Genomic DNA, 25,834 nt, shown 5'->3' with positions numbered 1-25,834 from the left:
CCTTGTCGGTCGAGACCTCGAGCAGCGGCTCGTCGACCTCGACGGTGTCGCCGACGGACTTCAGCCAGCGGGTGACGGTGCCCTCGGTGACGGATTCGCCCAGGGCCGGAAGAGTGACGTCATTGCTCATGGTGAGGATTATCTCCGTAATCAGTCGTGGGCGTGAAGAGGCTTGCCGGCCAGAGCCAGGTGCGCTTCGCCCATCGCCTCGTTCTGGGTCGGGTGCGCGTGGACGAGAGGCGCCACATCATCGGGGTGCGCCTCCCAGCTCACGATGAGCTGAGCCTCGCCGATCTGCTCGCCGACGCGCGAGCCCAGCATGTGTACGCCGACCACGGGACCGTTCTTGACCCGGACCAGCTTGATGAACCCCTGGGTGCCGAGAATCTGGCTCTTGCCGTTGCCACCCAGGTTGTACTCGAGCGCCTCGACGGCGTCGTCGCCGTGGAGCTCACGAGCCTTCGCCTCCGTGATTCCCACGGACGCGACCTCGGGCTCGCAGTACGTCACGCGCGGGATGTTGGACTCGACGATCGGCTGCGGGGTGAGCCCGGCGATCGTCTCGGCCACGAAGATGCCCTGCTGGAAGCCGCGGTGCGCGAGCTGCAGTCCGGGGACGATGTCGCCCACCGCGTAGATGTTCGCGACGCCGGTGTGAAGCTTCTCGTCGGTGAGAACGAAGCCGCGGTCGAGCCGCACGCCCTGCTCCTCGTAGCCCAGGCCCGAGGTGCGGGGTCCGCGGCCGACGGAGACCAGCAGCACATCCGCCTCGATCACCGTGCCGTCTTCAAGCGACACCTTCACGCCCGAGTCGGTCTGCTCGACGCCCTGGAACTTGACGCCGAGCTTGTAGTCGATCTTGCGACGCCGGAACGCACGCTCGAGCCCCTTCGAGACCACCTCTTCCTCGTTCGGAACCAGGTGGGGCAGGGCCTCGACGATGGTGACGTCCGAGCCGAAGGACTTCCACACGGAGGCGAACTCGACGCCGATCACGCCGCCGCCCAGCACGATCGCGGACTTCGGCACAGTGTCCATCTGCAGCGCCTGATCCGACGTCATGACTCGGCCGCTGATCTCGAGACCGGGCAGCGAACGCGCATACGACCCCGTCGCAAGGACGATGTTCTTGGCGGTATAGCGCTCGCCGCGGACCTCGATCGCGTCGGGTCCCACGAGCGTGCCGTGACCTTCGATGAGTTCGACCTTGCGCGCCTTGACGAGGCCCTGAAGCCCCTTGTAAAGGCGGTCGACCACGCCCTGCTTGTACTCGTTCACGACCGCCATGTCGATGGACTCGAGGGTGGAGTTGACGCCGTACTTCGCGCCGTCGCGAGCGTTGTCCGCGATCTCGGCGGCGTGCAGCAGCGCCTTGGTGGGAACGCAGCCATTGTGGAGGCACGTGCCACCGACCTTGGATTCCTCGACGAGCCCGACGCTGAGGCCGAGCTGGGCGGCACGGAAGGCGGCGGCGTATCCGCCGGAGCCTCCGCCAAGGATGAGCAGGTCGAACGAGCGGGGGGTGGCCTCGGTCACGATGAGATCTCCTTGTGGGAAAGTCGGTCATGACCATCTTGCCACCAGTCGGCGTCGGCGCGAACCGCAACCCATGACTACCCTGGGCCCATGAGCTTCTTGTCGCGCATCTTCGGGTCGAAGCAGGCAGACACGGCCGCCGGTACGGCCACGAAGGAGGCGCGCGCGGAGACCGTGGCGCATCTCAAGGCCTTCATCGCGGAGCACCAGGGTTGCGAGGCCTTCATCGAGCCGCCGACCCGCGTGACCCAGACGACGATGGTGGTGGTCGCCGACACGGGCCAGTGGACCCGTCGACGGGTCCCGGACACCGAGACGGCGCGCAAGGTGGCGAAGCAGCTCGGCATCCCCGCGTTCGACGTGAACCTGTCCGGCTACCCCTCGCGGATGCNCAGTGGACCCGTCGACGGGTCCCGGACACCGAGACGGCGCGCAAGGTGGCGAAGCAGCTCGGCATCCCCGCGTTCGACGTGAACCTGTCCGGCTACCCCTCGCGGATGCGCGAATGGAACGAGCGGGAGCGCAAGGGCCGCGGCTAGCGCCAAAAAAGGCGGCGACCGAGCATTGCCCGGTCGCCGCCTCCCTTGACGTGAAGGTGGCCCGCTACAGGCCCGCGCGCGACTCGAGGAATCGGAACATGGTGCGCACCGAGGCGCCCGTCGCTCCCGAGGACGTGAAGCCCCACGGGGAGCCGTCGTTGAACGCGGGCCGGGCGATGTCCAAGTGGGCCCACGGGGTGTCGCCCACGAACTCCTGCAGGAACACCCCTGCCGAGAGCATGCCGCCCATCGGGTCGCCGATGTTGCGCAGGTCCGCGACCTTGGAGTCGAGCGATTCGCGCAGGTATGCGGGCAGCGGCATCGGCCAGAACGCCTCGTCCACGGAGTCGGCGGCGGCGACGACGGCCGAGCGCACCTCCTCCTGACCCATGACGCCCGAGGTGCGGGTGCCGAGTGCCACGCCCTGCGCCCCCGTGAGGGTCGCGACGTCGAGCACCACGTCGGGATTGTCCTCGATGGCCCGGACAAGGCCGTCGGCGAGCACCAAGCGGCCCTCGGCATCGGTGTTCATGACCTCGACGGTCTTGCCGCCGTAGATGCGGATCACGTCGGACGGGCGCTGAGCGGTCGCGGACGGCATGTTCTCCGCCAGGCACAGCCATCCGGTGACCTTGATCGGCAGTTCCGCGCGCGCCGCGGCAAGCACGGTGTGAAGCACCGCGGCAGCGCCGGACATGTCCGACTTCATGGTCTCCATGCCCTTCGGCGGCTTGAGGGAGATGCCGCCGGTGTCGAACGTGATGCCCTTGCCGACGAGTGCGACGGAACTCTTCGCATCGGCCGGGTTCCACTCGATGCGCACCAGGCGCGGCAGGCGCGAGGACCCCATGCCGACGCCCAGAATGCCGCCGAACCCTTCCTCTGCGAGCTCCGGCACGTCCCACACTGTGACGTCGACCGGGAACTGCTGCGCGTAGGCCTGGGCGGCCTCGGCGACGGCGGCGGGGAACATGTCGAGCGGCGGCGTGTTGATGAGGTCGCGCGTGCCGGTCACGGCCGCGGCGAGGATCGATGCGCGGCTGAGCGCCGCGTCGGAGGCTCCGGCGATGTACCAGTCGGAGCCCTTGTAGCCGGCGACGTCGTCGTCGGACTTGTAGTCGTTGAACGTGTAGGCACCCATCAGGGCGCCCTCCGCGACCGCGGCAGTCTCGGCGTCGTCGGCGGTGGGGATCGCGACGACCACGGACGAGGGGCGCTTGCCGCAGGCCCGCGAGGCGGCGCCCGCCGCGAACCGCAGGTCTCCCTCGGAGCCGTCTCCGAGACCCACGATGACGATGCGCGTGGCGCTCACCCCGATGCCGGGGAGGACCACCGTGGATCCCACCTTCGCTGAGGCCTCGAGCGCGGTCGCCGACTCGGCGATCGACGCGCGCACCTCGTCGGGGAGCTGGGGGTGGGCGGTGACATCGCCGTCGTAGCCCAGGATGAGGGCGTCGGCGTCGATGGTGCTGACAGGGTCGCTCGTGGCGTTCAAAGAAGTCATGTCTCGACCCTATCCCGCGCTACGTTGGTGCCGTGTACCGCCTGTTCTACGACCACATCCTCGCGCGCGTGGATGCGGAGCGCGCGCACCACATGGGAGTCGCGGCCTTCCGCTACGGCGCGTGGGCGTTCCGCGCAGGACGCGCGGTGGGTCTGACCCCGCGTCCTTCTGGGACCGTGCGCTCGATGGGCATCGACTTTCCTGGTCGCCTGGGGCTCGCCGCGGGCATGGACAAGAATGCGCAGGCCGTGATGGGGCTTGCGGCGGCGGGCTTCGCGTTCGTCGAGATCGGAACCGTCACCGCGCGAGCGCAGCCGGGGAACGAGCGCCCGCGGTCCTGGCGCGAGCGGGACGTGCGCGGCTTGCGCAACCGCATGGGCTTCAACAACGACGGCGCCGATGCGGTCGCACGCAGGCTTGCCCGGCTGCGGTCCACGCGGGCGGGGAGCGGCGTGGTGCTCGGCGTCAACATCGGCAAGACGAAGGTGACGCCTCCCGAGCACGCCGCAACCGACTACGCGTACTCGGCGCGGCTGCTGGCCCCTTACGCCGACTATCTGGTGGTCAACGTCAGCTCGCCGAACACCCCGGGCCTGCGCGACCTGCAGAGCACCGAGTCGCTGCGGCCGATCCTTGCTCAAGTGCGGGCCGCAGCCGACGCGGCCGTGACTCGTCGCGTGCCGCTGCTGGTCAAGATCGCGCCGGACCTCGCGGACGAGGATGTGGATGCGGTCGCGGATCTCGCGATCGAGATGGGTCTCGAGGGAATCGTCGCGACGAACACGACCATCGCGCACGATCGTGGGCCCGGCGGGCTCTCCGGCCCTCCGGTGAGGTCCCGTGCCGTCGAGGTGGTGGAGCGCCTCCGCGCGAAGGCAGGCGACTCCTTGGTCATCATCGGCGTGGGCGGCATCGAATCGGAGGCCGATGCGCGAGCGCTTCTCGACGCGGGGGCGACGCTGCTGCAGACCTACACGGGATTCGTGTACCAGGGGCCGCGGTGGGTGGCGCGGCTCAACGCGGCGCTCTCGCGCTGACGGGCGCGCCCGTGTCGGCGGCCTTCGCCTCAGTTCCCATCGCGCAGTATCGCCAGGACCTCGTCGTCGTCGACCTGTGCGAAGTCGCGGTACCACTGCCCGACTGACAGGAACGGCTCCGGCGTCATGGCGGCGACCGCGCGGTCGGCGTGCCGGCCGAGCATCGCGAGCACGTCGGGTGGGGCGGTCCCCACGGCGACGATCACGTCCGCAGCCCCCAGGGCGCGCGCGACGGCCACCGAGGCCTGCGCGGTCGAGCCCGTGGCGGCTCCGTCGTCCACCACGATGGCGGTCCTCCCATAGAGGGAGAGCGCGGGGCCGTCGCCGCGGTACAGGGCGACGCGGCGGGTGAGCTCGCGGCGCTCGGCGGCCACGACGGCGGCGACCTCGCTGTCGAGCAGGTCGGCGGCCGCGACGATGCGCTCGTCGATGAGCGGCTCTCCGCCCTCCCCGATGGCACCGAAGGCGTATTCGGGGTTCGAGGGCAGGCCGAGCTTGCGCACCACGAGCACGTCGAGAGAACAGCCCAGCGCGCGAGCGATCGGCGCCGCGACCGGCACCCCGCCGCGGGGGAGCGTCAGCACTGCGGGCCGCGCGGGCGCCAGGGCCGCCAGCACGGGCGCGAGGCGTTCACCGGCAGCGGTGCGGTCGGCGAGCACGGTGTGCTCGCGGCGGGCGGTGACGACGGGGTCGGACATCTCGTCAGCCCAACGCTTGATGGCGGCGAGGTGCTCCAGGTCCTTGGGCCGCCCGAGCCGGCGCTTGTAGGCGACGACGTCGGCGAGCGAGGCGACGTGAATGCCGTCGATGCGCGCACTGCGCGCGAGGACCGCGTCGGCCGGCTCGCCCCGCCAGCCGGAGAACGCCTGCACACCCCCGGGGAGGTCGACGTAGTGGTCGCCCAGGTCTCCAGCGCGGACGTCGCCTCGCGCGGACAGCGACTGCCAGGCCGCACCCCGCGCGACGAGGTCGATGTCCCCGACCTCGGAGAGCACGCCGTGGGCGAGCAGCGGCACGCTGCCAGCGAGCACCACATCCTCCATGGGTACGCCGAGGCCGCCGACGGTGTGGACGACGTCGCGCCAGGTGAGCCCCATGGGTCCACGGTACGGGGTCGCGGGTCACCGTCACCAGGGCCGGCACGGTCACGAGCGCAGCGCCGACACGACGGCGGCCCCGATCTCCGCCTCGGCCTCGGCGAACTCCAGTTCGCGCCCAGCGCCGGGCCCACCCGACAGGTCCACGCCCACCACGCCGGGGATCGCGAGGAACTCCAGCGCGAGCCGCGATGCGGCGGCGATGCCCTGAGCGCGCGCGTCGCGAGCCTCGAGGACGCCGGCCAGGTATCCGTCAGGAAGCGCCAGGGACGTGAATCCCCGGATCAGTTCTGCGCTGCCGCGGTCCACGATCACCGGTACGCACGGGATGAAGCCCATCGTCACGCCCAGGTCCTGAGCGCGTTCGATGAACGCACGCACCGCCACCGGACCGCCCGCGTGATTGACGAAGCACACCTCGGCCCCGGCGCGCTGCTTCTCGAGCAGGCGTGCCGGTCGCGCATCCGCGGGTGGCGACAGCGGCGCCTCGGCGACCGACACCAGGTGTCCTCGCGCCGCCATCATCGCTGCGAGCCGCGTCGAGTCGAGGTCGAAGACTGGCGCGGCGTCCGGCCGTGAGCCGATACCGGTGTGGTCCCCGGTCACGCAGTGCACGCCTGCGGCGTCCGCGTGAGCGAGAGCCGCGGCCTCGCCCTCGAGCGCCACCCGGTTGCGGTCCCTGGCGTTCACGCCCATCCACGCGGGGACGCCCGCGTCGCTCAGCAGGTGGGCGCGGTACGCGGGAGGAAACTGCACACGAGCGGTCCCTGAGTCGCCCGCGAGTACCGCATCGACCGAACCCGACAGGGCCCGGACGCACGCCGCCAGCGACTCGGCGTCCAGGGCGCGGGAGGGGAAGTCGGCGATCACCACGCCGCCGGCAGCCACGCGCTCGCGCATGCGCGAGGCCGCCCGGGGAGGCTCGACGTGTCCGGTGGGGTCGGCGGGCATGGCCGATGCGGGGGAGGCTGCAGACGGGGCGTCGCGCCAGCGCACGGGGGCGAGGGACAAGAACGCACAGGCGTGGTCGGCGACTTCGCACCGGCCGGAGAACTCCACGCCGCCGCACGGGCCATACTCCATGTGCTTCGGGCAACCCGCGGCGCCTGTGGCGGGCGCGGGCGCAGGCGCCGCGATCCGGTCAGCCGGCACGGAAGGCACTCTCCCAACCGTCGTCAGTCGCGACATACTCGACCCTGCGCGAGGCGGTGTCGGTGGCGCCCATCCAGAACCGCAGCAGCCGCGGCCGCACGACGTATCCGGTCCAGGACTCCGGTGGTGAGAAGCCACCGGTGTGCTCGGCGGAGAACCGCGCCCACTCCTCGGTCCGCGACTCGTCGTCGGCGGCGGCGAACTCAGGGGTGTTCATCCACGCGAGCTGCTGCAGGTAAGGGCCGCGATCGCGGTATGCCTGGGCGACCTCGGCCGCCGGCGCGGTCTCCGCCGTGCCCTGGACCACCAGCTGCCGGCCCTGCTCGGCGAGCAGGATCGTCAGGGAGACCCGCGCATCGGCCGCGATCTGTGCGCACTTGCGCGAGAGCGCGTCCGTGTGGAAGTGGAAGCCCTCGCGGGTGATCTCCGACAGCAGCATCGTGCGCGAGTCGGGTGCGCCCTCGTCCAGCGTCGACAGTGTCATGAGGCACTGGTTGGCGCCGCCGGGCAGCCACTCGAGCGCCAGATCCATCGGGTCGCGCGGAAGGCCCCGCGAGACCGGGTCGCCGCTGGCCATCACCCACTCCCCGCGGGGTCGAAGCGCGAGATCTCCTCGAGCGATTCGGCCGCGAGGCGCACGAAGTCCGCGGCGATGCTCTCGCCGGCGCCCGCATCGGCCCCAGTGGGGTCGCCGAGTACCCCGTCGTGGCCGAAGTCGACGCTCAGCCACCCGAACTGGACGGGCGCCCCCGCGAAGCCGATGTGGCGGTAGTCGGTCAGCCCCTCCGGGATGGCCCGGGCGAAGTCCCTGGTCGAGACGAGCTCGGGCCTCAGGTGCATCATGAGCGAGGTCTCGCCCCAACCGCCGTGGATGCCCAGGCCGGATTCCTCGGGGGAGCTCGGCACCGCCACCGAGAGCGCGAAGGTGCGCAGGCCGTGAAGCCGGCGAAGCTCGCGCAGCGCGACGCCGAGCGGTGCGACGTTCCCGCCATGACCGTTGATGAGGACGAGAGTGCGGGCCGGCGTGCGCGCCAGCGACCGCCCGATGCCGCGCAGGGTGGCGAGCAGCTCGTCCGCCCCGATCCAGAACGTGCCGGGAGCCCAGTCGTGCTCGTCCGACTTGGTGTAGGCGAGCGGGGGCAGGCGCCACACGTCGAGGCCCTGGGCGGCGGCCTGGTCGACCGCTCGTACGGACATCTCGTCGGCCATGATCAGGTCAGTCGCCAACGGAAGGTGCGAGCCGTGGTGCTCGATCGAACCCACGGGCAGCACCACGATCGACTCGGCCGTGAGGGTCGAGCTCAGGGCCGGGCCGCTCAGCTCTGCGAGTTCGCGGACGGAGGCGCTCACATCTGCGTCCCGGTGTACTCCGACGCCTGAGCGCCCAGCTTGCCCGGGTTGAGCAGCCCGCGCGGATCGGTCACCGCCGCGAGCGCGGCCGCGCGCTCGGGCTCGAAGTCCACGGCCCACTGGTGCGGGTTGTGGGTCTGGACGCCGAGCGCAGCGAGCCGATCGAAGCCGGCGAGCACGTCCGCTGCGGACGTGTAGCGCGCGGCCAGCATGCCGATGGGACGGCCCCGCTGCGCCTCGATGTGAAGCATCGCGTCGGGATAGACGGACTCGACCGCCGCGAGGTCGTCGACCAGCGCGTCGCCGAGCACCTCGAGATGGAAGTACTCGCCTGGTGCGGACTTCTGCAGCCACTCGATGGGGTGGTTGTAGGAGTTCATCGACAGCTTGACGGTGTGCTGCGCGCCCTCCCGCACGTCGTCGACGCGCCCGCCTGCCTGTTCGACCAGGCGTGTCGCCTCGTCCAGCGTGGCCTCGTCCAGGATGGCCCGCAGGGACGCCCGTCCGGCGGGGATCCCGAGGTCGCTCGGCAGCGCTGCGGCGATCCGTGCGCGGTCGCCCGACACCAGCCGAGGGGTCGGCTCGAGCGCGGCGAACGGACGCATGAGCGACACCACCTGCTCGAAGGTGTCGAAGCTCGCGAGGAAGGCCCGCCACGGCTGCAGGGGCTCCGTGGCGACGCGGACCTTGGTGAGGATCCCCGTGGTGCCGTACGCGTGCAGGTAGGGGATGGCCTCGTCGCCCTCCATCCACTCGGGCTCGGAGTCCGGCAGTGCGCGGATGACCTCGACGGCCTTGACGAAGCCCTGGTGGAGCAGACCGTTGGCGATCGACCCAGTGCCGCCCGAGCCGCCTGACACGAAGCCGCCCACGGTGGTCTGCGCGGTGGACGGGTACATCCACAGCTGGCCGCCGGCACGATTCGCCGTCTGCTCCAGCATCCACATCACGGCGCCGGACTCGGCCTCGATGTAGTCGTCGCCGACCTCGAGGATGCGCCGGGCGCGGCTGGTGTCGAGGACGAGGCCGCCGGCCATGGGGATGCCTTGACCGTAGTTTCCGGTGCCCTTGCCGCGGGGAGTGATGGGGACGTCGTGTCGCACGGCGGCGTTCACAGCCGCCGCGATGTCCGCGGCGGACGTGGGGGTGACGACGATCTGCGCCTGTCCCAGCGGAAGGAGCTCGGTGATGACGGGGGACAGGTGCGAGCCATCGATGGAGGCGCGCGCAAGGGCGGCGGCGTCTGTGGTCACGGCGTCCGCGCCTAGCGCTTCGACGAGGTCGGCGACGAGCGCGTCGATGCGGGCGCTGTCGACTGCGGCGAGGTCGGTCATGGGGGAGGGTCTCCTTGAGGCGCGGGGATGGGGGACGGGCGGGCCATCAGTGCATGACCATGCCGCCCGTCAGATTCAGTGCTTGGCCGGTGATGTAGCTCGCGGCGTCGCTGGCCAGGTAGGCGGCGAGTCCCGCGACGTCCTCGGGGGCGCCGAGTCGTCCCAACGGTGAGCGGGCCGACCATGCGGCGACCTGTTCATCGGTGCGAGTGGAGGCGCCCATCTCGGTCAGGACGTACCCGGGGCAGATGGCGTTGACGCGGATGCCGTGCGGGCCCCATTCGAGGGCGGCCGCGCGGGTCAGCGCCACCACGGCTGCCTTGGAGGCCGCGTAGTGGGACTCCATGGCGCCGCCGGACTTGGCGGCCATCGACGCGAGGTTGATGATCACCCCGCCGCCGCCATCGATCATGTGGCGAGCGGCGCTCTGCATCGTCAGCAGCGTGGCGCGGGCGTTGATGTCCATCATCGCGTCCCACGCCTCGACGTCGATCTCGAGAAGAGGGGACAGCGCGAAGATCCCGGCGGAGTTCACCAGGACGTCGAGACCGCCCAGCCCGCCGATCGCCTCCGCCATCGCGCGCGAGGTGTCCGCGGGGTCGGTCAGATCCACCGTGACCGCGAGGCCCCCGCAGGCGAGGGCCGTCTGCTCGCAGGGGAGCCGGTCCATGATCGCGACGTGAGCGCCCTCGTTCGCCAGGTGGGAAGCGATGGCGGCGCCGATCCCACGCGCCCCTCCGGTGACGATGACGCGACGCGCGGTGTGGCGGGTCGAGGTCGGCACCGGAGGGGCGGTCATGGTGTCTCCGTGGATTCAGTAGGGGACGAGGTCAGAAGCCGAGCGAGATGGACTCGTCGATGAACTCGTTCGTGTACAGGTCCTCGGGAGTCAGCCCCTCGGCGACCTCGATGCCCTGCTCCGCGTAGATGGGCTCGACGATCTCGAAGAGCTCCGCGACCCGGTCGGCGTCGAACGTGCCGAGGATGCCGTCGGGGCCGTCCGAGGCGATGCCATCATCAAGCATCGTGTCGTACGAGTAGTCGGCGACGGCGGCGGAGTACACCCAGCCGGTGTCGAAGGCCTCGACCAGCTCGAGCACGAGCGACTTCACGGACTCCTTGAGGGTGCCGTCGTAGTAGTCGACCTCGGCCTGCTGCATGATCGGCACCAGCTGCTCGAGGCAGTCGGCGTACTCGGTGATCGCCTCGGGACGCACCGACATCGACGCCGCGTACTTGGGGTAGCCAGCATCGTTGATCAGCTGGTAGGCGATCGGCTTGCCCCAGTCCGCGACCTCGTTCTCGTAGATGAACGGCTCTGCCGAGGCGAAGCCCTGCTGAGCGATCGCACCGTTCTCCGAGACGAAGACTGCAGGGGTGCCGTCGTAGGTGGTGTCGACCTGGCCCTCGTCCAGCACGCCGGTGCCCACGAAGTAGTCGATGTACACGCCGCCCGGGAAGACGCGGACGGTGGTGCCCTCGTCGCCCAGATCGGCGATCCCCTCGACGTCGGGGTACGTCTCGGGATCCCACATGATCATCTGCGGGTCCTTCTCGAGCGGCTGGAACACCGACACGGTGGGCAGGGCGACCGATTGCGCGATCGCCTCGTCCGTGCCGACGTACGCCATGAAGATGGAATCGTCGGAGTACAGCTGGGCGTTCGGCTGCGCGTAGCCGACCGCCGGGCCGCCGGAGAGCACCGTCACGTCGACGCCCGTGTCCTCGCCGGAGGCCATGAGCGGGCCGGTTACCGACTTGTTGTCGGAGTCGACCTCGTACTCGTCGCCGAACATGGCGTACAGGTGGCCGTGCTCCATCTCGGGGTTCCAGTCGGTCTGGATCTTGATGTCCGCCGGGCACATTGACGCCAGGTCGACGGAACCGTCCGCGCTGGCCGAGGCGCTGCTCGTGGGTGCAGGGGAACCGGCAGTCTCCTCCGACTCGGCCTCGGCGCCTGAGGCGCACGCGGCGAGCGTGAGGGCGGTGGCGGCGACGCCTGCGAGGACGATGCCGCTTCTAGGGTGGACTCGCATGCTGAGCTCCTTCTGAATGGGGTGGGAACAGGTGGAAGCGACGGCGGCGGGTCAGCCGAAGTCGTACCACTTTCCGACGGCTCTCTTGCCGAGCCAGCCGAAGATGAGGAAGATCGCCACGCCCAGGAGCGAGGCGACCAGGACCGAGGCGAAGAGCTCCTCGGACAACAGGCGCGCGCTGTACTTGTTGATCAGCGAGCCCAGGCCGGGAGTGCCCCGCTGAAAGAAGAACTCGCCGACGATCGCGCCGACCACGGCCAGTCCCGCCGAGATCCGCATACCCGCGAAGACCGCGGGCATGGCGGCGGGCATCGAAAGTTTGGTGAGCACGGTCGATCGGGACGGCCCCTGCAGCATGAACAGCTCCCGCATCGACTTGTCGACCGACTGCAGGCCGAACAGGGTGTTGGACACCATGGGGAACAGCGCGATGATCACGCACACCACGACGCGGGCCGTGAAGTCGTATCCGAACCAGAACCCGATGAGCGGGGTGATCGCGAGAATCGGGATCGCCTGCAGCATCACCGCATACGGGAACAGCGCGCGCTCGGCCCAGCGGGCCTGGTTCATCAAGATGGCCCACGTCACGCCGATGGCGATGGCGATCGCGAGCCCGGTGAGCGAGACCACCGTGGTGCGCCACAACGCGGTCCAGATGTCGGGTGCCGCGGTGGGGTCCCACAGCTTCATCAGCACCTGGTGCGGCTGCGGCAGCAGGAAGCTGCGCTGGCCGAGCGCCGCGTTGCCGAGGTAGGCGGCGGCGACGAGCAGCGCCGCGAGCGCCAGCGGTGGTCCCCACAGGCGTGACCCCGACACGTCGCGCCGAGGTCGGGCAGGAGCGGGGGCGGTGTCTGCAGCGGCCATCAGTGGGCCTCCCTGAGCGCGTGAGAGATGGTGCCGACGAGCTCCGCGAACTCCGCGCTGAAGCGGACCTCGGGGTCCCGTGGCACGTCGAAGGGAACGTCGTACTCGGCGACGAGGGTGCCGGGTCGACCCGACATCACCACCACGCGAGTGGAGAGGTACACGGCCTCGGCGACCGAGTGGGTGATGAACAGACCCGCGAACTGCTTCTCGTGGAACAGTCGGATGAGCTCGTCGTTGAGGCGCTGGCGGGTGATCTCGTCGAGCGCGCCGAACGGTTCGTCGAAGAGGAACACCTCGGGGTTGAGGGTGAGCGACCGCGCCAGGGACGCGCGCATCCGCATGCCTCCCGAAAGCTGTCGCGGAAGGTGCTCCTCGAAGCCCTTGAGGCCCACGAGGTCGATCGCCTCCTGGGCCGACTCGGCGCGGCGCGCGCGGCCCTCGCCATGGAGCTCTGCCAGCAGCTCCACGTTGCGGCGGGTGGTCCGCCAGGGCAGCAGCGTGGGGTCCTGGAACACGTAGCCGATCCGGTCCGTCGCCAGCTTGACGCCGCCATCGGTCGCCTTCTCGAGTCCCGAGGCGATGCGCAGCAGCGTCGACTTGCCGCAGCCGGAGGGGCCCACGACGGAGACGAACTCTCCGCGGCGCACCGTCAGGTCGACCGAGTGCAGGGCGACGGTGCCGTCAGGGAACGCCATCGCGACGTCGCTGAAGGACAGGAGCGACGCGCGTTCCGTGGTGGTGGCAGTGGTCATCGGGCGATCTCCGGGGAAGGGGTGAGAGTGGGGTAGGTGAGGGTCGTGCTCGAGCGTGAGACCACGGAGCCGCGATGGATCACGACCCGGTCGGCAGGGGCGTCGGCGACCGCGTCGATCAGGCTGTGCGCCCTGATCGCGAGCAGGTCCGCCACCGCACCGGGTGCGGGGCCTGCGGGTGGCAGGGCCATCACGTCGCGCGCGCCGCTCGAGACCGCGGTGAACGCCTCCTCGACATCGAGGTGCGCGGCGACCACGAGCAGCATCGCCGTCTCGAGCGCATCGGAGCGTCCCAGCGGGTTGAACGGGTCGCGCACGTTGTCCGCGCCCGCCGCAAAGCGCGCACCCGCATCGAGAAGCTGGCGTGCGGCGGTCAGTCCCCGTGGGGGCGCGACCTCGTGGTTCCAGCCCTGCAGGTACAGGTTGGTGATCGGGTTGGCGATGACGCCGATGCGGGAGTCCACGACCGCTGCGATCAGCGCGTCACGGTTCGCAGGCTCGAGGGTGCCGAGCCGCACGCAGTGGCCGGCCGAGACGTTGCGCGTCCAGCCGCGGGTGCGCTCCGCCAGCGCTCCCAGCGTGACGGCCTCGTCGAGCGATTCGTCGGTGTGCATGTCGAGCACGCAGTCGCGCTTGTCCGCGATGGCGACGAATCGGTCGAGCTCGGCCAACGGGTCCGGCGCGAGGTGAGCGGCGCCGCCGATGCCGTCGGCTCCCGCGTCGATCGCGGATTCGATGGTCTCGGTGGGGACGTCGTCGGACGCCAGCGCGATGATCTCGATGTCCATGACGCTGCGGAGCATCCCGCGAACCTCCACGAGGGCGTCGATGCCGCGAAGCGGCTGCGGCCCGCGCAGCACGTCCACGTGGGTGCGGATGGCGGTGGTTCCCTGGCTGAGGTTGCGCAGGGCCTGATCGTGAGCGCGCGCGACGATGTCATCGGTGGTCATGTGGTCCGCGTATGCGCGCCAACTGACGATCGCCGCGCGCAGATCGCCCATCGGCGGCATGATCGCGTCCCACGACCGCGCCTTGTCCAAGTGCGCGTGAGGGTCGGCCGTGGCCGGGAGCAGCAGGTATCCGTCAAGGTCGAGCACGCTGCTGGAGTCCGACGGCACTGGCGCCGTCCCCGGCGCCGCGACATCCACCACCAGGTCGTCGGCGATCGACACGTCCACGGCGCGGCCGTCGGCCAGTCGAGCACCACGGATCAGCGTGGGACGCGCGCCGGTTGGTGGCATCGAGCACTCCTTGACGATGGGCATAATGTTGATCACATCAACACTGATGAGACTAGGGATCGTTCGTTTCGGTCGCGTGACGCGGTGGTTTCTCCCCGTTAATTTGTGGTCACGAATCGGGGGCGGCGCATGCGGCGCCCCCGGGCAAGGAGGATGCGGTGGCATCACCAGCAGGCACGCCAGAGCAGCGCGAGCAGGCGCGTGAGCTTGGCCAGCGGCTGCGCGCGCTGCGGCGCATGCGGGGCATGACGCTTGTCCAGCTCGCCGAGGTGGCGGAGCTGTCCCATTCGTTCCTCTCGCAGATCGAGCGGGGTCAGGCGATGCCCAGCATCGGTTCGCTCGGGCGCATCGCCCACGCCGTCGGGACCTCGCAGATCGAGCTGCTCACTCCGTCTGGCGCACCCACCCGTTCGAACGTGGTCCCCACCGCCGCGGCGCCCCGCGGCACCTATGGGGACGAGGAGGCGCGGCTGCTGGTGACGCATGCCGGAGCGCGCTTCCGCCCGCTGTCGCTCACGGGCTTCCGCCAAGAGTTCGGCGAGCCCTTCGCTCACGCCGAGCACGAGTTCCTGCACGTCATCTCGGGACGAGTCGAGATCGAGATCGACGGCGAGACCAGCGTGCTCGAGGAGGGCGACTCCGTGTACTACGGCTCCGACGTCCCGCACCGTTGGCGGGCCGTCGACGATCAGGGATTCCACGCCATCGTCGTCAAGGAGCAGCCCGCTGCGATCGGCGCCACCCCGCTCGCTCAGGAGGACTCGTGACCCAGCCCACCGCACCCATCGACGTCACCGTCACCGCGCGCACGACGACGGGGGACGTGGTCGTGATCGACCTCGCCCGTGCCGACGGAGCTGCGCTGCCTGCCTGGACGCCCGGTTCGCACGTCGATGTCCTCATGCCCGAAGGCATGATCCGCCAGTACTCGCTCTGCGGCGCCCCCGACGCCGACACGTGGCGGATCGCGGTGCTGCGGGAGGAGGGCGGCCGCGGTGGATCGCGATGGCTCTCCGCTCATGCGGTCGAAGGCGCCACGCTGCAGGTGGTGGGACCGCGCAACCACTTCGCATTCGAACCCGCGGGTGGCCCGGTGCTGCTGCTGGCAGCGGGCATCGGCGTGACGCCGCTGTCGGCCATGGCGGCGGAGGCCGCCCGCAGCGGCGTGGACTACCGCCTCCACTACTCGGGCTCGCGGCGCGCGGCGATGGCCCTGGCCGACGAGCTGGTGGCCGCGCACGGCGATCGCTGCGAGCTGCACGTCTCCGACGAGGGGACCCGTCTCGACCTGGAGGCCGCGTTCGCGCAGGTCACCGCGGACACCGTCGCCTACGCATGCGGCCCGAGCCGCTTCCTGCAGGCCGTGGAGGCCGCAGCGGCGGCTCGCGACGTGCCGCTGCGCGTCGAGCACTTCACGCCGGTGGAGCTCGACGAGCCGGTGCTGCAGGGGGGCTTCGAGGTCGAGCTCGCGATGACGGGCATCACGGTGGAGGTGCCGCCGGATCAGTCCATCCTCGCGGCCGTCGAGGAGCAGGGAGTGCTGGTGCTGTCGAGCTGCACCGAGGGCACGTGCGGCACGTGTGAGACGCCCGTACTCGCGGGCGAGGTCGACCACCGCGACTCGATCCTCACGCCGGCCGAGCGTGAGCGGGGCGACGTCATGTACGTCTGCGTGTCGCGGGCGGCCTGCCCGCGGCTTACCCTCGACCTGTGACGCGCGCCGTCATCGCGGCGACCAGGTCTCGCTCGTCGGCGCCGACCAGCGCGTAGTCGTGGACCACCACCCGACCGCCGACGATGACGTGCCGCGGCCGCCGCCCGGGAGATGCCCACAGCAGTCCCGAAACCGGATCGGCGACGCCGGCATCGGCGACCCCCGAGACATCCCAGACGCATGCGTCCGCGGCCGACCCCGCGGTGAGACGACCCAGCTCGGGGCGCCCGAGCCCGTCGGCGGAGCTCGCCGTCGCCATGGCCAGCACCTCTCGAGCTGACAGCTGCGGCCCCACCAGCGCGGAGACCTGCAGCGCGAGCCGGGCGTCGGCGAGGAGGTGCCCGGCGTCGTTGGAGCCGCCGCCGGATGTGCCGAGGCCCACGGCCAGACCGGCCTGTGTCAGCGCCCTGACCGGCGCCACGCCCCACCCCATCGGCACGTCGCATCCGGGGGCGTGGGTGGCGCTCACCCCCGCCGCCGCGAGGCGGGAGATCTCGGACGCCGTGACGTCGCACAGGTGCGCGATCGTGACGTCGGGGGAGAGCCAGCCCCACTCGTCGAGCAGGTCGAGCGGGCGCCGGCCGTACTTCTCGATCGCGATCTCCGTGTCGACCTGCTCGTTCGCCTGCGTGCGGCGACGCAGCCCGTGGGCCGACGCCACCTCTCCCAGCAGCCGGAATGTCGGCTCGGAGTCCGAGTGCACCCCCGCAGGTCCGACGGCGACCTGCAGCATGCCGTCTGCGCGCACCCCGCCTGCATGGGAGGGCAGCAGCGCGGCCACGATCGCCTCGGCGCTCGACGCGGCCTGCTCGGGGTCATCGCGAGCCGTGCCCCGGACGAAGGCGAGGCGCGCACCCAGGGCGGCGGCCGCATCGGCCGTGGCGCGTGCGATCTCGACGTGCGACTGAATGGATCCGTCCGACGGCCACGTGAGATGGTGGTCCGCGACGGTGGTGACGCCGCTCAGCAGCCCCTCGGCCACTCCGACGGAGGCCGATGCGGAGGCCAGGGACGCGTCGACGCCTGCACTGGCGTAGGCGGCGGCCATCGCGGGCAGCCAGTCGCGCATCGGCACCCCGCGCGTGCCGGGCAAGGTGCGAAAGGCGCTCTGCAGCAGGTGGTGATGGGCGTTGACGAGGCCGGGAGTGACGACGCAGCCCGAGACGTCGAGGGTCTCGTGACCGTGCGCAGCGGCGGGCTCTTGCGCGACCCGGCCCTCCACGAAGGCCAGATCCCCGGGACGTTCGCTGTCCGCATCCCGCGGGTCGACGACGATGCTGAGGGCGTCAGTGAGCAGCATGGCGGAAGTGTGCCACGCGGATGTTTCGCGCTGACTACGGTGACGGGTGCCCACGCACCGCGGCCCCGCAGCCTCTCGAGGCTGCGGGGCCGCCGCGTCGGAGGGTGGAGCGGGTCAGACGACCCGGCCCTGAGGGTTGGTCTCGACCGTCTTGTTGGGGTCGCGGTCGACGATGTCGCCCAGCGCCTCGTCGATGCGGGTCATGAGCTCGGCGGGGATCTCGACCCCGGAGGCCTTGGCGTTCTCGGTCACCTGCTCGGGGCGCGAGGCGCCGATGATGGCCGCGGCGACGTTGTCATTCTGCAGCACCCACGCGATCGCGAGCTGCGCCATGGTGAGGCCCAGCTCGTCGGCGATGGGCTGCAGCTTCTGGACGCGGCCCAGGACGTCGTCGTTCATGAACCGCTTGATCATGTTCGCGCCGCCCTTCTCGTCCGTGGCGCGAGATCCGGCGGGCGGGGCCTGTCCCGGCTTGTACTTGCCGGTCAGGACGCCCTGCGCCACGGGGGACCACACGATCTGCGAGACGCCGGATTCCTTCGACGCCGGCACGACCTCGTCCTCGATCACGCGCCACAGCATCGAGTACTGCGGCTGGCTCGAGATGAGCTGGACGTTCAGCTCCTTGGCGAGCCGGGCGCCCTCTCGGATCTGGTCCGCAGTCCACTCGGACACGCCGATGTAGTGCGCCTTGCCCTGGCGCACCACGTCCGCGAACGCGGTCATGGTCTCCTCGAGCGGGGTCTCGTAGTCGTAGCGGTGTGCCTGGTAGACGTCGACGTAGTCGGTCTGCAGGCGCTCGAGGGAGCCGTTGATGGACTCCATGATGTGCTTGCGCGACAGCCCGGTGTCATTCGGGCCGCCGGGACCGGTCGGCCAGTAGACCTTGGTGAAGATCTCGAGGCTCTGACGCCTCTCGCCCTTGAGGATGTCGCCCAGCACCGTCTCCGCGGCAGTGTTCGCGTAGACGTCCGCAGTGTCGAACGAGGTGATGCCGACGTCGAGCGCCGCCTTCACGCAGGCCGCGGCCTGCTCGTTCTCGACCTGCGACGCGTGCGTCAGCCAGTTGCCGTACGTGAGCTCCGTGATCTTGAGGCCGGAGTTGCCCAGATAGCGATAATTGATCATGCCCCCACCCTAGAACGGTCGCGGGGCACTCGCTTACCGACCGGTCAGACGGGGTACTCGCCGCGGCTCACCTTGGGCCGGGGGACGCGGAACCGGCGCATGTTGAGAGCGCGGGAGATCACGTAGAACGTCCACCCACGCGGGATCCGGCCCTCGCCGAACTTGGCGACGAAGTGCTTCTTGATCCGCTTGATGGTGATGAACGTCTCGACCGCAGATGCCAGCACGATCACGTAGAACAGCACGATCAGCGCGAAGCCGATGATGCCCGCCTGGCTGAAGAACAGCGACAGCACCACGAACACGATGGCCATGGGCAGCATGAACTCGCCGATGCTGGTGCGGGCGTCCACGAAGTCGCGCAGGAACCTGCGCTCGGGCCCGCGGTGCTCGGCGGGCATGTTGCGCTCGTCGCCCTCCTTCATCGCCTTGTACTCGAACTCGCGCTGCTCGCGAGCCTTGGCGCGACGGTCCTTGGCGTCCTGCTTGGACGATGCCAGGACGCCGCGGTTGTTGGCGGCCTCGCGTTCCTTGCGCTTGGGGGTGGGGCGACCCTTGCCGACGGGGGTGACGTCGTCCGCGGGGGCGTCGATCGTCGACTCGGGCACGTCGTGGTCGGAGTTCTTCTTCTTCATCATGTCCTTGTGGTCGAGATCTGCTGGTGTCGCGTGGTGAGTGTCGGAATCGGTGTCAGTCCTTCGCCGAGTCCTTGGCGGGCAGCGCGAGCATGCGGTCCAGCGCCACCTTGGCCTCCGCCTGGGTCTGAGCGTCGACGTCGATGCGGTTCACGAGCTCGCCTCCCGCGAGCGACTCGAGCGCCCACACCAGGTGGGGAAGGTCGATCCGGTTCATGGTCGAGCAGAAGCACACCGTGTCTTCGAGGAAGTGGATGTGCTTGTCCGGGTGGGCGTCCGCGAGCCGACGCACGAGGTTGAGCTCGGTGCCGATCACCCAGGATGAGCCGGGCTCGGCGGCGTCGAGGGTCTTGATGATGAACTCGGTGGAGCCCACGTAGTCGGCGCGAGTCACGACCTCGTGGGTGCACTCCGGGTGGACGAGCACGTTGATGCCGGGAACCCTCTCGCGCGCGGCCTCGACGTTCTCCTTGCGGAACCGACCGTGAACCGAGCAGTGGCCCTTCCACAGGATCACGCGGGCGCGCTCCAGCTCCTCTGCGGTGTTGCCGCCCAGCGGCTTGCGGGGGTCGAACACCACGCAGTCGTCGAGTTCGAGGCCGAGCTGCAGCACGGCGGTGTTGCGGCCCAGGTGCTGATCGGGAAGGAACATGACCTTGCCGTCGCCGTCGACGCCGCCCACCTGGTCGAAGGCCCAGCGCATCGCGACCTCGGCGTTGGAGGAGGTGCACACGACGCCGCTGTTGCGACCGCAGAACGCCTTGATGGCCGCAGTGGAGTTCATGTAGGTGACCGGGATGGTGCGATCGGCGACGCCGGCCTCGGCCAGCTGGTCCCACGCGTCCTCGACCTGGTTGATGTTGGCCATGTCCGCCATCGAGCAGCCGGCGGCCATGTCGGGCAGCACCACGGACTGCTGGTCGCCAGTGAGGATGTCTGCGCTCTCGGCCATGAAGTGCACGCCGCAGAAGACGATGAACTCGGCCTCCGGGCGCGCGGCCGCGTCGCGCGCGAGTTTGAAGGAGTCCCCGGTGACGTCAGCGAACTGGATGACCTCGTCACGCTGATAGTGGTGGCCGAGGATGAAGACCCGGTCGCCCAGGGCCTCCTTGGCGCGCCGTGCGCGGTCCACGAGGCCAGGGTCGGACGCGGCGGGCAGGTCGCCGGGGCAGTCCACGCCCCGCTCTGACAGCGGGTCGCGCCGGTCTCCCAGCAGCAGCAGCGCCGGCGACTCGGACGGCTCGGAGAACGTCGTGGTCATTCGTACATTCTCGCACGCTCGCCACGGCACACTTGAGCCATGCGCATCGTGGTCCTCACCGAGTCCTGGCCTGGCGGCGGGACCGCCGCCCTCACCGCGCTTCAGAGCGCCGATGCGGTCTCGGCGGCTTGGCTGGAGGCCTCGCCTTCCGCCGTGGTCGAGTGCTTCGCGATAGGCGACGGCGGGGCGCGCAGCGCGGATGCGCTCGAGGGGCCGAGGGCCTCCGTCGGGGGAGCCGTGGCGACCGAGACCAGCCGGGCGCACGTGCTCGCTCCCGCCGGTGGCGCCCTTCGCTGGGAGCCACATGCCCTCGCCTCGGCGCTGCTGGGGCTGGCCGCCGAGCACGTCGGCGCTCAGCCCGCGCGCACCGTCGTCGTGCCCGTGGGGGACGAGCCCCCCGCCGGGGACGCGACGGACCTGTGGCTGGGCGGGCTCCTGCCCATGCGCGGCGGCGTGGCGCCGCTGGACGTCGTCGCCGCCGTCTCGTCTCAGCGCCCCCTGCTGGGCTTCCACGGCATGAGCGCGGCGCTGCGAGACGGTCGTGAGGTGGACGAGGCGATCGGGCGTGCCGCGCAGGCGCAGGAGGACCGTTGGTCCGCGATCGCGCGCGAGGCCGATGACATCGCGGGCGCCCCGTCGTTGATGCGGACGAGCCGGCTCTCGGACATGCCGGGCGCCGGCGCGGCGGGCGGCCTGGCGTACACCCTGGCGGCCATCGGCGCGCGGATCGTGCCGAGCGCCCCGCTGATGGCGACGCTCACGGGCGCCGACGAGGCCGCTGAAGATGCCGATCTCGTAGTCGCGGTCGTGCCGAGCCTGGTGCCCCGGACTCTCGACGAGGGCGCCGTGCCGGCCGCGAGCGCGCTCGCCGCACGCCGCGGCGTGCCGGCGATCGTGATCGCTCCCGAGTCGCGCATCGGCCGGAGAGACCAGATGAACGCAGGGCTCGCGTCCGCGCACGAAGGAGAGCCCGGGGTGGACGGACTGTCCGCCGCCGTGCGTCGCGTGGCCCAGACGTGGACCCCGAATCGCTGAGGCGACGCGCGCGGGGAACCCGGGGCTTGGCAACCGCCCGGACAGGCGTACGCTAGAGCGCAGGAACTACGAAAGGAGGCGGCCTATGACGGATACAGCGACTGAAGCTGTCACTCACGGAGTCGTCATCACCGATGCGGCTGCAAACAAGGTGAAGAGCCTGCTGGAGCAGGAGGGTCGCGACGACCTTCGCCTGCGTCTGGCGGTTCAGCCCGGAGGCTGCTCCGGGCTCATCTACCAGCTGTACTTCGACGAGCGCATGCTCGACGGTGACGCGATGCGTGACTTCGACGGCGTGCAGGTTGTTGTCGACAAGATGTCGGTGCCGTACCTCGACGGTGCGTCCATCGACTTCGCCGACACGATCGAGAAGCAGGGCTTCACGATCGACAACCCGAACGCTGCGAGCTCGTGCGCATGCGGAGACTCCTTCAGCTGAACTGACGCTTCACGCCGACGGGCGGTGCTGGCCATAGGGTCGGCACCGCCCGTTCGCGCGTCTGGACCTATGTCAGTGCGAGGTCAGGTGTCAGTGCGAGGTCATGCTGCGGCGCACATCCTCGAGCACCCGGGGCAGGGTCGAGATGAACCGCTCGACGTCATCGTCCGACACTGCCGGGTGCAGCCCGATGCGCAGGTTGCCGTGGGTGAGCGCGCCCATCGCCGCGAGGACGTGGCTCGGCTCGAACGCGGCGGTGCCGCATGCCGATCCCGATCCGACCGCGAATCCCTCGCGATCCAGGCGCGTCACGACCGGTTCGCCGTCGAGGTACATGAACGCCGCCGTCAGCAGGTGCGGGACGCGGCTGTCGGGGTCGCCGACCACGGTGACCCCCTCGAGGCCCGACAGGGCATCGCGCATCCTGGCGGTGTGCGCCGCGAGCCGCGCCCGGTTCGCCTCGTGGGACTCCCGCCGCTCCTGGAGAGCGACGGCGGCCGCCAGCGCCAACGGGATCGACACGCCGCCCGGTGCCCAGCCCTCTCCGGGCCACGCGGGCAGCCAGCGAGTGCGCGGCCGGGTGGCGATGATTCCCAGCCCGGCCGGCGCGCCCCAGTCCGCGGGCTCCGCGAGCAGCGCATCCCACTCGGCGGGAGCCTCGATATGGCCGATGCTCGCACTCGCGTCCACCACCAGCGGCACCTCGGCGCGGCGCGCGAGCTGGGCCACCTCGTCGACGGGCTGGACGGTGCCGATCTCCTGGTTCGCGTGCTGGATGAGCGCCAAGGCGGTCGACGGGTGGCCCAGGCGCGTCGCGAGTTCGTCGAGATCCACATGGCCCGCGCCGTCCACGGACAGGAGGTCCACGGCTCCGGGGGCGGCGTGTTCGGCCGCATCGAGAACCGCCCGGCGCTCGACGGCCGAGGCGACGATGCGTTCGCGGCCGCGCCTGGCGCGGAAAATGCCGGCGGTGACGCGCTCCGCCGCGACGTGACCCGACGGCAGGAAGTGGACGTGTGCCGCGTCGGCCCCCAGCACATCGGCGATGGCCTCGCGGGCGCCGTCGAGCAGCGCCCGCGCGCGTCGTGATTCGTGGGTGAGGCGTGTGGGGTCCGCCCAGCCGTCTGCGAGGCCGGCGAGCAGCGCATCGGCCGCACGACGGCTGACCGGGGACTGCCCTCCGGCATCGAGGAACACCCGATTCGCTGGCATGTGCCCACGGTATCGCGCGCTAGACTGACCGCGTGTCCAAGAAGCCACTCACTGCCATGCCCCGGAAAGCCCTGATTGGCGCCGCGGCGGCGGGCGCGACGGCCGTTCTTGCAGGCTGCTCGCAGGGCATCGAAAACGGTGCCCTCCCGTCGACTCCCGACATCACGAACCAGACCGGAACAGTCATCACGCTGTGGAACGGTTCATGGATCGCCGCGCTGGCCGTCGGCGTGCTCACCTGGGGTCTGATCCTCTGGTGCGTCGCCGTCTACCGCAAGCGCAAGGGTGACGAGAAGCTGCCCGTCCAGAACCGCGTGCACCTGCCGCTCGAGCTGATGTACACGGCGCTCCCCATCATGGCCATCGCCGTGCTGTTCAAGTACACCGCCGAGGACATCGGCGAGCTGACGAGCCTCGACGCCGAGCCAGACCTCGAGATCCAGGTGGTCGGAAAGCAGTGGAGCTGGGACTTCAACTACCTCAGCGACGACGTCTACGATCCCGGCGTGCAGGCGCTGCTGACGGGCGAGGAGGGCGTCGAGGAGGGTCTCCCGACCCTGTACCTGCCCGTCGACGAGACCGTTCACTTCTATCTCGACTCGCGCGACGTGATCCACTCGTTCTGGATCCCGGCGTTCCTGTACAAGGAGGACACGGTGCCCGGTCGCACCAACGAGTGGCAGGTGACGCCCACCCAGGTCGGCACCTACCAGGGCAAGTGCGCTGAGTTGTGCGGTGAGTACCACGCGTCCATGCTGTTCAACGTGGAGGTCGTGGAGCGTGCCGAGTACGAGGCTCACATGGATGACCTGCGCGACAGGGGATACGAGGGCGCTCTCGGTCTCGAGTACAGCCGCGACCAGGTCGTGGAGATGACCATCGAGAACGGGGAGACCGAGTAATGGCCACCGTCGCATACGAGGACTCCCGTCGCGAGGAGCCTGCTCCCGCCTTCCCCGTCGCACCGTCGCGCTCGGGCTCGATCGTGGTGAAGTGGATCACCTCCACCGACCACAAGACCATCGGGTACATGTACCTGATCACGTCGTTCATCTTCTTCATCATCGGCGGCGTGATGGCGCTGGTCATCCGCGCCGAGCTGTTCGAGCCGGGCATGCAGATCGTGCAGTCGGCCGAGCAGTACAACCAGTTGTTCACCATGCACGGCACGATCATGCTGCTGCTGTTCGCGACGCCGCTGTTCGCGGGGTTCGCGAACGTCATCACGCCGCTGCAGATCGGTGCGCCCGACGTCGCGTTCCCGCGCCTGAACATGTTCGCCTATTGGCTCTACCTGTTCGGCGGCCTCATCGCGTCCGCGGGCTTCTTCACCCCGCAGGGTGCGGCATCGTTCGGATGGTTCGCATACGCGCCCCTGTCGAACGCCGTGTACTCGCCCGGAGTGGGCGGCAACCTGTGGGTCTTCGGACTCGCCCTCGCGGGCTTCGGCACCATCCTCGGTTCGGTGAACTTCATCACCACGATCGTCACGATGCGCGCGCCCGGAATGACCATGTTCCGGATGCCCATCTTCACGTGGAACATCCTCGTGACGTCGATGCTCGTGCTGCTTGCCTTCCCCCCGCTGGCCTCCGCGCTGTTCGCGCTCGGCTCCGACCGCGTGCTCGACTCCCAGGTGTTCAACCCCGAGAACGGGGGAGCGATCCTGTGGCAGCACCTGTTCTGGTTCTTCGGACACCCTGAGGTCTACATCATCGCGCTGCCGTTCTTCGGGATCGTGTCCGAGATCCTGCCGGTGTTCTCCCGCAAGCCGCTGTTCGGCTATCACGGTCTTGTCTACGCCACCATTGCCATCGCGGCGCTGTCCGTGACCGTGTGGGCGCACCACATGTACGTCACCGGCGCCGTGCTGCTGCCGTTCTTCGCGTTCATGACGATGCTCATCGCCGTCCCCACGGGTGTGAAGTTCTTCAACTGGATCGGCACGATGTGGCGCGGGAAGCTCACGTTCGAGACGCCCATGCTGTGGTCGATCGGCTTCCTCATCACGTTCCTCTTCGGTGGCCTGACCGGTGTGATCCTGTCGTCGCCGCCGCTCGACTTCCCGGTCTCCGACTCGTACTTCGTGGTCGCGCACTTCCACTACGTGGTGTTCGGCACCGTGGTGTTCGCGATGTTCGCGGGCTTCTACTTCTGGTGGCCCAAGTTCACGGGCAAGATGCTCCACGAGGGCTGGGGAAAGCTCCACTTCTGGCTGCTGTTCATCGGCTTCCACACGACGTTCCTGATCCAGCACTGGCTGGGTGCGAGCGGCATGCCGCGGCGCTACGTCGACTACCTTCCTGAGGACGGGTTCACGTGGATGAACCAGGTGTCCACGGTGGGTGCCGTGATCCTCGCGCTGTCGACCCTGCCGTTCCTGTGGAACGTCTACATCACCTCCAAGCGCGCGACGAAGGTGACCGTCGACGACCCGTGGGGCTACGGCAACTCGCTGGAGTGGGCGACCAGCTGCCCGCCGCCGCGGCACAACTTCACGTCGATGCCGCGCATCCGCTCGGAGCGGCCCGCCTTCGACCTTCACCACCCGGAGGCCGCCGCCCGCGACCACCACGCGGCCTACGGCTCCGGCAGCGACCACGCACCCGTCGCGGCGTCCGACAAGAATGCCCACACCGCGTCCGACAAGGAGTCCTGACCG

Annotated in this window: 25 protein-coding genes; 7 read left to right on the top strand and 18 right to left on the bottom strand. The window is 70.0% G+C overall.

Annotation, left to right across the window (positions count from 1 at the left end):
• The 3 genes from ACNI14_RS09925 to ACNI14_RS09910 all read right to left on the bottom strand — a co-directional run.
• A partial coding sequence (locus tag ACNI14_RS09925; RefSeq protein ID WP_420519863.1) for a biotin/lipoyl-containing protein occupies positions 1–130 on the bottom strand: 130 nt, incomplete at its 3' end.
• 20 nt (positions 131–150) lie between these two features.
• Positions 151–1,536 carry a dihydrolipoyl dehydrogenase gene (gene lpdA, locus ACNI14_RS09920; RefSeq protein WP_420519848.1) on the bottom strand — a complete coding sequence of 462 codons (1,386 nt, stop codon included), beginning with the start codon at positions 1,534–1,536 and terminating at the stop codon, positions 151–153.
• Between the two features lie 603 nt (positions 1,537–2,139).
• Entirely contained in the window at positions 2,140–3,579 is a 1,440-nt protein-coding gene (locus tag ACNI14_RS09910) for a leucyl aminopeptidase (protein ID WP_420519846.1), read from the bottom strand.
• A gap of 32 nt (positions 3,580–3,611) precedes the next feature.
• Here ACNI14_RS09910 and ACNI14_RS09905 point away from each other — a divergent pair, with 32 nt between their 5' ends.
• A complete protein-coding gene (locus tag ACNI14_RS09905; RefSeq protein WP_420519845.1) occupies positions 3,612–4,616 on the top strand; it encodes a quinone-dependent dihydroorotate dehydrogenase in 1,005 nt (334 codons plus the stop codon).
• Positions 4,617–4,645: 29 nt separating this feature from the next.
• Here ACNI14_RS09905 and ACNI14_RS09900 read toward each other — a convergent pair whose 3' ends face one another.
• The 10 genes from ACNI14_RS09900 to ACNI14_RS09855 are packed head-to-tail and all read right to left on the bottom strand — an operon-like array spanning position 4,646 to position 14,448.
• On the bottom strand, positions 4,646–5,713 hold the full coding sequence (locus ACNI14_RS09900) for a phosphoribosyltransferase (RefSeq protein WP_420519844.1): 1,068 nt from the start codon (positions 5,711–5,713) through the stop codon (positions 4,646–4,648).
• 48 nt (positions 5,714–5,761) lie between these two features.
• Positions 5,762–6,901 carry a methylenetetrahydrofolate reductase C-terminal domain-containing protein gene (locus tag ACNI14_RS09895; protein WP_420519843.1) on the bottom strand — a complete coding sequence of 380 codons (1,140 nt, stop codon included), beginning with the start codon at positions 6,899–6,901 and terminating at the stop codon, positions 5,762–5,764.
• Positions 6,855–7,442 carry a pyridoxamine 5'-phosphate oxidase family protein gene (locus ACNI14_RS09890; RefSeq protein WP_420519842.1) on the bottom strand — a complete coding sequence of 196 codons (588 nt, stop codon included), beginning with the start codon at positions 7,440–7,442 and terminating at the stop codon, positions 6,855–6,857. Before ACNI14_RS09890 ends, ACNI14_RS09895 begins: the two co-directional genes overlap by 47 nt.
• A complete protein-coding gene (locus tag ACNI14_RS09885) occupies positions 7,442–8,215 on the bottom strand; it encodes a creatininase family protein (protein ID WP_420519841.1) in 774 nt (257 codons plus the stop codon). The genes ACNI14_RS09890 and ACNI14_RS09885 overlap by 1 nt, the downstream gene beginning before the upstream one ends.
• Complete coding sequence (locus tag ACNI14_RS09880; RefSeq protein ID WP_420519840.1) at positions 8,212–9,549, bottom strand: FAD-binding protein; 1,338 nt, start codon at positions 9,547–9,549, stop codon at positions 8,212–8,214. Before ACNI14_RS09880 ends, ACNI14_RS09885 begins: the two co-directional genes overlap by 4 nt.
• 46 nt (positions 9,550–9,595) lie before the next feature.
• Positions 9,596–10,348: an SDR family NAD(P)-dependent oxidoreductase gene (locus ACNI14_RS09875; protein WP_420519839.1), complete on the bottom strand. Its 753-nt coding sequence runs from the start codon at positions 10,346–10,348 to the stop codon at positions 9,596–9,598.
• 31 nt (positions 10,349–10,379) lie between these two features.
• Entirely contained in the window at positions 10,380–11,585 is a 1,206-nt protein-coding gene (locus ACNI14_RS09870) for an ABC transporter substrate-binding protein (protein WP_420519838.1), read from the bottom strand.
• 51 nt (positions 11,586–11,636) lie between these two features.
• Entirely contained in the window at positions 11,637–12,452 is an 816-nt protein-coding gene (locus ACNI14_RS09865) for an ABC transporter permease (protein WP_420519837.1), read from the bottom strand.
• Positions 12,452–13,207, bottom strand: a complete 756-nt coding sequence (locus tag ACNI14_RS09860) for an ABC transporter ATP-binding protein (RefSeq protein ID WP_420519836.1) — start codon at positions 13,205–13,207, stop codon at positions 12,452–12,454. The genes ACNI14_RS09865 and ACNI14_RS09860 overlap by 1 nt, the downstream gene beginning before the upstream one ends.
• Entirely contained in the window at positions 13,204–14,448 is a 1,245-nt protein-coding gene (locus ACNI14_RS09855; RefSeq protein ID WP_420519835.1) for an amidohydrolase family protein, read from the bottom strand. The genes ACNI14_RS09860 and ACNI14_RS09855 overlap by 4 nt, the downstream gene beginning before the upstream one ends.
• A gap of 158 nt (positions 14,449–14,606) precedes the next feature.
• On the opposite strand from ACNI14_RS09855, the gene relB reads away from it, so the two are divergent.
• Positions 14,607–15,215: a type II toxin-antitoxin system RelB family anti-toxin gene (gene relB, locus ACNI14_RS09850; protein WP_420519834.1), complete on the top strand. Its 609-nt coding sequence runs from the start codon at positions 14,607–14,609 to the stop codon at positions 15,213–15,215.
• Positions 15,212–16,162: a PDR/VanB family oxidoreductase gene (locus ACNI14_RS09845; RefSeq protein ID WP_420519833.1), complete on the top strand. Its 951-nt coding sequence runs from the start codon at positions 15,212–15,214 to the stop codon at positions 16,160–16,162. The genes relB and ACNI14_RS09845 overlap by 4 nt, the downstream gene beginning before the upstream one ends.
• Here ACNI14_RS09845 and ACNI14_RS09840 read toward each other — a convergent pair.
• The 4 genes from ACNI14_RS09840 to nadA form a co-directional block, all read right to left on the bottom strand.
• The gene (locus ACNI14_RS09840; protein WP_420519832.1) at positions 16,146–17,462 is read right to left on the bottom strand and encodes an amidohydrolase family protein; all 1,317 of its coding nucleotides are present in this window, start codon (positions 17,460–17,462) and stop codon (positions 16,146–16,148) included. The genes ACNI14_RS09845 and ACNI14_RS09840 overlap by 17 nt on opposite strands.
• 114 nt (positions 17,463–17,576) lie before the next feature.
• A complete protein-coding gene (locus tag ACNI14_RS09835) occupies positions 17,577–18,590 on the bottom strand; it encodes an aldo/keto reductase family protein (RefSeq protein WP_420519831.1) in 1,014 nt (337 codons plus the stop codon).
• 44 nt (positions 18,591–18,634) lie between these two features.
• Complete coding sequence (locus ACNI14_RS09830) at positions 18,635–19,228, bottom strand: DUF3043 domain-containing protein (protein WP_420519830.1); 594 nt, start codon at positions 19,226–19,228, stop codon at positions 18,635–18,637.
• A 52-nt stretch (positions 19,229–19,280) separates the two neighbouring features.
• Positions 19,281–20,486 carry a quinolinate synthase NadA gene (nadA, locus tag ACNI14_RS09825; RefSeq protein WP_420519829.1) on the bottom strand — a complete coding sequence of 402 codons (1,206 nt, stop codon included), beginning with the start codon at positions 20,484–20,486 and terminating at the stop codon, positions 19,281–19,283.
• A gap of 39 nt (positions 20,487–20,525) precedes the next feature.
• Between nadA and ACNI14_RS09820 the strand changes: the two genes are divergently transcribed.
• Together ACNI14_RS09820 and erpA are read left to right on the top strand one after the other, a co-directional pair.
• Entirely contained in the window at positions 20,526–21,521 is a 996-nt protein-coding gene (locus ACNI14_RS09820; RefSeq protein ID WP_420519828.1) for a glycerate kinase, read from the top strand.
• Between the two features lie 85 nt (positions 21,522–21,606).
• Positions 21,607–21,960: an iron-sulfur cluster insertion protein ErpA gene (erpA, locus tag ACNI14_RS09815; protein WP_420519827.1), complete on the top strand. Its 354-nt coding sequence runs from the start codon at positions 21,607–21,609 to the stop codon at positions 21,958–21,960.
• Positions 21,961–22,050: 90 nt separating this feature from the next.
• Here the strand turns inward: erpA and ACNI14_RS09810 are convergent, their stop codons facing one another.
• A complete protein-coding gene (locus tag ACNI14_RS09810) occupies positions 22,051–23,172 on the bottom strand; it encodes a cysteine desulfurase family protein (protein ID WP_420519826.1) in 1,122 nt (373 codons plus the stop codon).
• A 32-nt stretch (positions 23,173–23,204) separates the two neighbouring features.
• On the opposite strand from ACNI14_RS09810, the gene ctaC reads away from it, so the two are divergent.
• Both ctaC and ctaD read left to right on the top strand, forming a co-directional pair.
• On the top strand, positions 23,205–24,074 hold the full coding sequence (gene ctaC / locus ACNI14_RS09805; protein ID WP_420519825.1) for an aa3-type cytochrome oxidase subunit II: 870 nt from the start codon (positions 23,205–23,207) through the stop codon (positions 24,072–24,074).
• A complete protein-coding gene (gene ctaD, locus ACNI14_RS09800; RefSeq protein ID WP_420519824.1) occupies positions 24,074–25,831 on the top strand; it encodes an aa3-type cytochrome oxidase subunit I in 1,758 nt (585 codons plus the stop codon). Before ctaC ends, ctaD begins: the two co-directional genes overlap by 1 nt.
• Positions 25,832–25,834: the final 3 nt, after the last annotated feature.

This window comes from Demequina pilifera (assembly GCF_048814985.1).
Lineage (GTDB): Bacteria > Actinomycetota > Actinomycetes > Actinomycetales > Demequinaceae > Demequina.
This window is presented reverse-complemented; position numbering and strand designations above follow the sequence as displayed.

Bases quoted from the DNA above. Each gene is read 5' to 3' on its own strand.
- ACNI14_RS09910 (WP_420519846.1), bottom strand. From the start codon at position 3,579: ATGACTTCTTTGAACGCCACGAGCGACCCTGTCAGCACCATCGACGCC.
- ACNI14_RS09900 (WP_420519844.1), bottom strand. From the start codon at position 5,713: ATGGGGCTCACCTGGCGCGACGTCGTCCACACCGTCGGCGGCCTCGGC.
- ACNI14_RS09895 (WP_420519843.1), bottom strand. From the start codon at position 6,901: ATGTCGCGACTGACGACGGTTGGGAGAGTGCCTTCCGTGCCGGCTGAC.
- ACNI14_RS09890 (WP_420519842.1), bottom strand. From the start codon at position 7,442: ATGGCCAGCGGCGACCCGGTCTCGCGGGGCCTTCCGCGCGACCCGATG.
- ACNI14_RS09880 (WP_420519840.1), bottom strand. From the start codon at position 9,549: ATGACCGACCTCGCCGCAGTCGACAGCGCCCGCATCGACGCGCTCGTC.
- ACNI14_RS09875 (WP_420519839.1), bottom strand. From the start codon at position 10,348: ATGACCGCCCCTCCGGTGCCGACCTCGACCCGCCACACCGCGCGTCGC.
- ACNI14_RS09870 (WP_420519838.1), bottom strand. From the start codon at position 11,585: ATGCGAGTCCACCCTAGAAGCGGCATCGTCCTCGCAGGCGTCGCCGCC.
- ACNI14_RS09865 (WP_420519837.1), bottom strand. From the start codon at position 12,452: ATGGCCGCTGCAGACACCGCCCCCGCTCCTGCCCGACCTCGGCGCGAC.
- ACNI14_RS09860 (WP_420519836.1), bottom strand. From the start codon at position 13,207: ATGACCACTGCCACCACCACGGAACGCGCGTCGCTCCTGTCCTTCAGC.
- ACNI14_RS09855 (WP_420519835.1), bottom strand. From the start codon at position 14,448: ATGCCACCAACCGGCGCGCGTCCCACGCTGATCCGTGGTGCTCGACTG.
- ACNI14_RS09840 (WP_420519832.1), bottom strand. From the start codon at position 17,462: ATGCTGCTCACTGACGCCCTCAGCATCGTCGTCGACCCGCGGGATGCG.
- ACNI14_RS09835 (WP_420519831.1), bottom strand. From the start codon at position 18,590: ATGATCAATTATCGCTATCTGGGCAACTCCGGCCTCAAGATCACGGAG.
- ACNI14_RS09830 (WP_420519830.1), bottom strand. From the start codon at position 19,228: ATGATGAAGAAGAAGAACTCCGACCACGACGTGCCCGAGTCGACGATC.
- nadA (WP_420519829.1), bottom strand. From the start codon at position 20,486: ATGACCACGACGTTCTCCGAGCCGTCCGAGTCGCCGGCGCTGCTGCTG.
- ACNI14_RS09820 (WP_420519828.1), top strand. From the start codon at position 20,526: ATGCGCATCGTGGTCCTCACCGAGTCCTGGCCTGGCGGCGGGACCGCC.
- erpA (WP_420519827.1), top strand. From the start codon at position 21,607: ATGACGGATACAGCGACTGAAGCTGTCACTCACGGAGTCGTCATCACC.
- ACNI14_RS09810 (WP_420519826.1), bottom strand. From the start codon at position 23,172: ATGCCAGCGAATCGGGTGTTCCTCGATGCCGGAGGGCAGTCCCCGGTC.
- ctaD (WP_420519824.1), top strand. From the start codon at position 24,074: ATGGCCACCGTCGCATACGAGGACTCCCGTCGCGAGGAGCCTGCTCCC.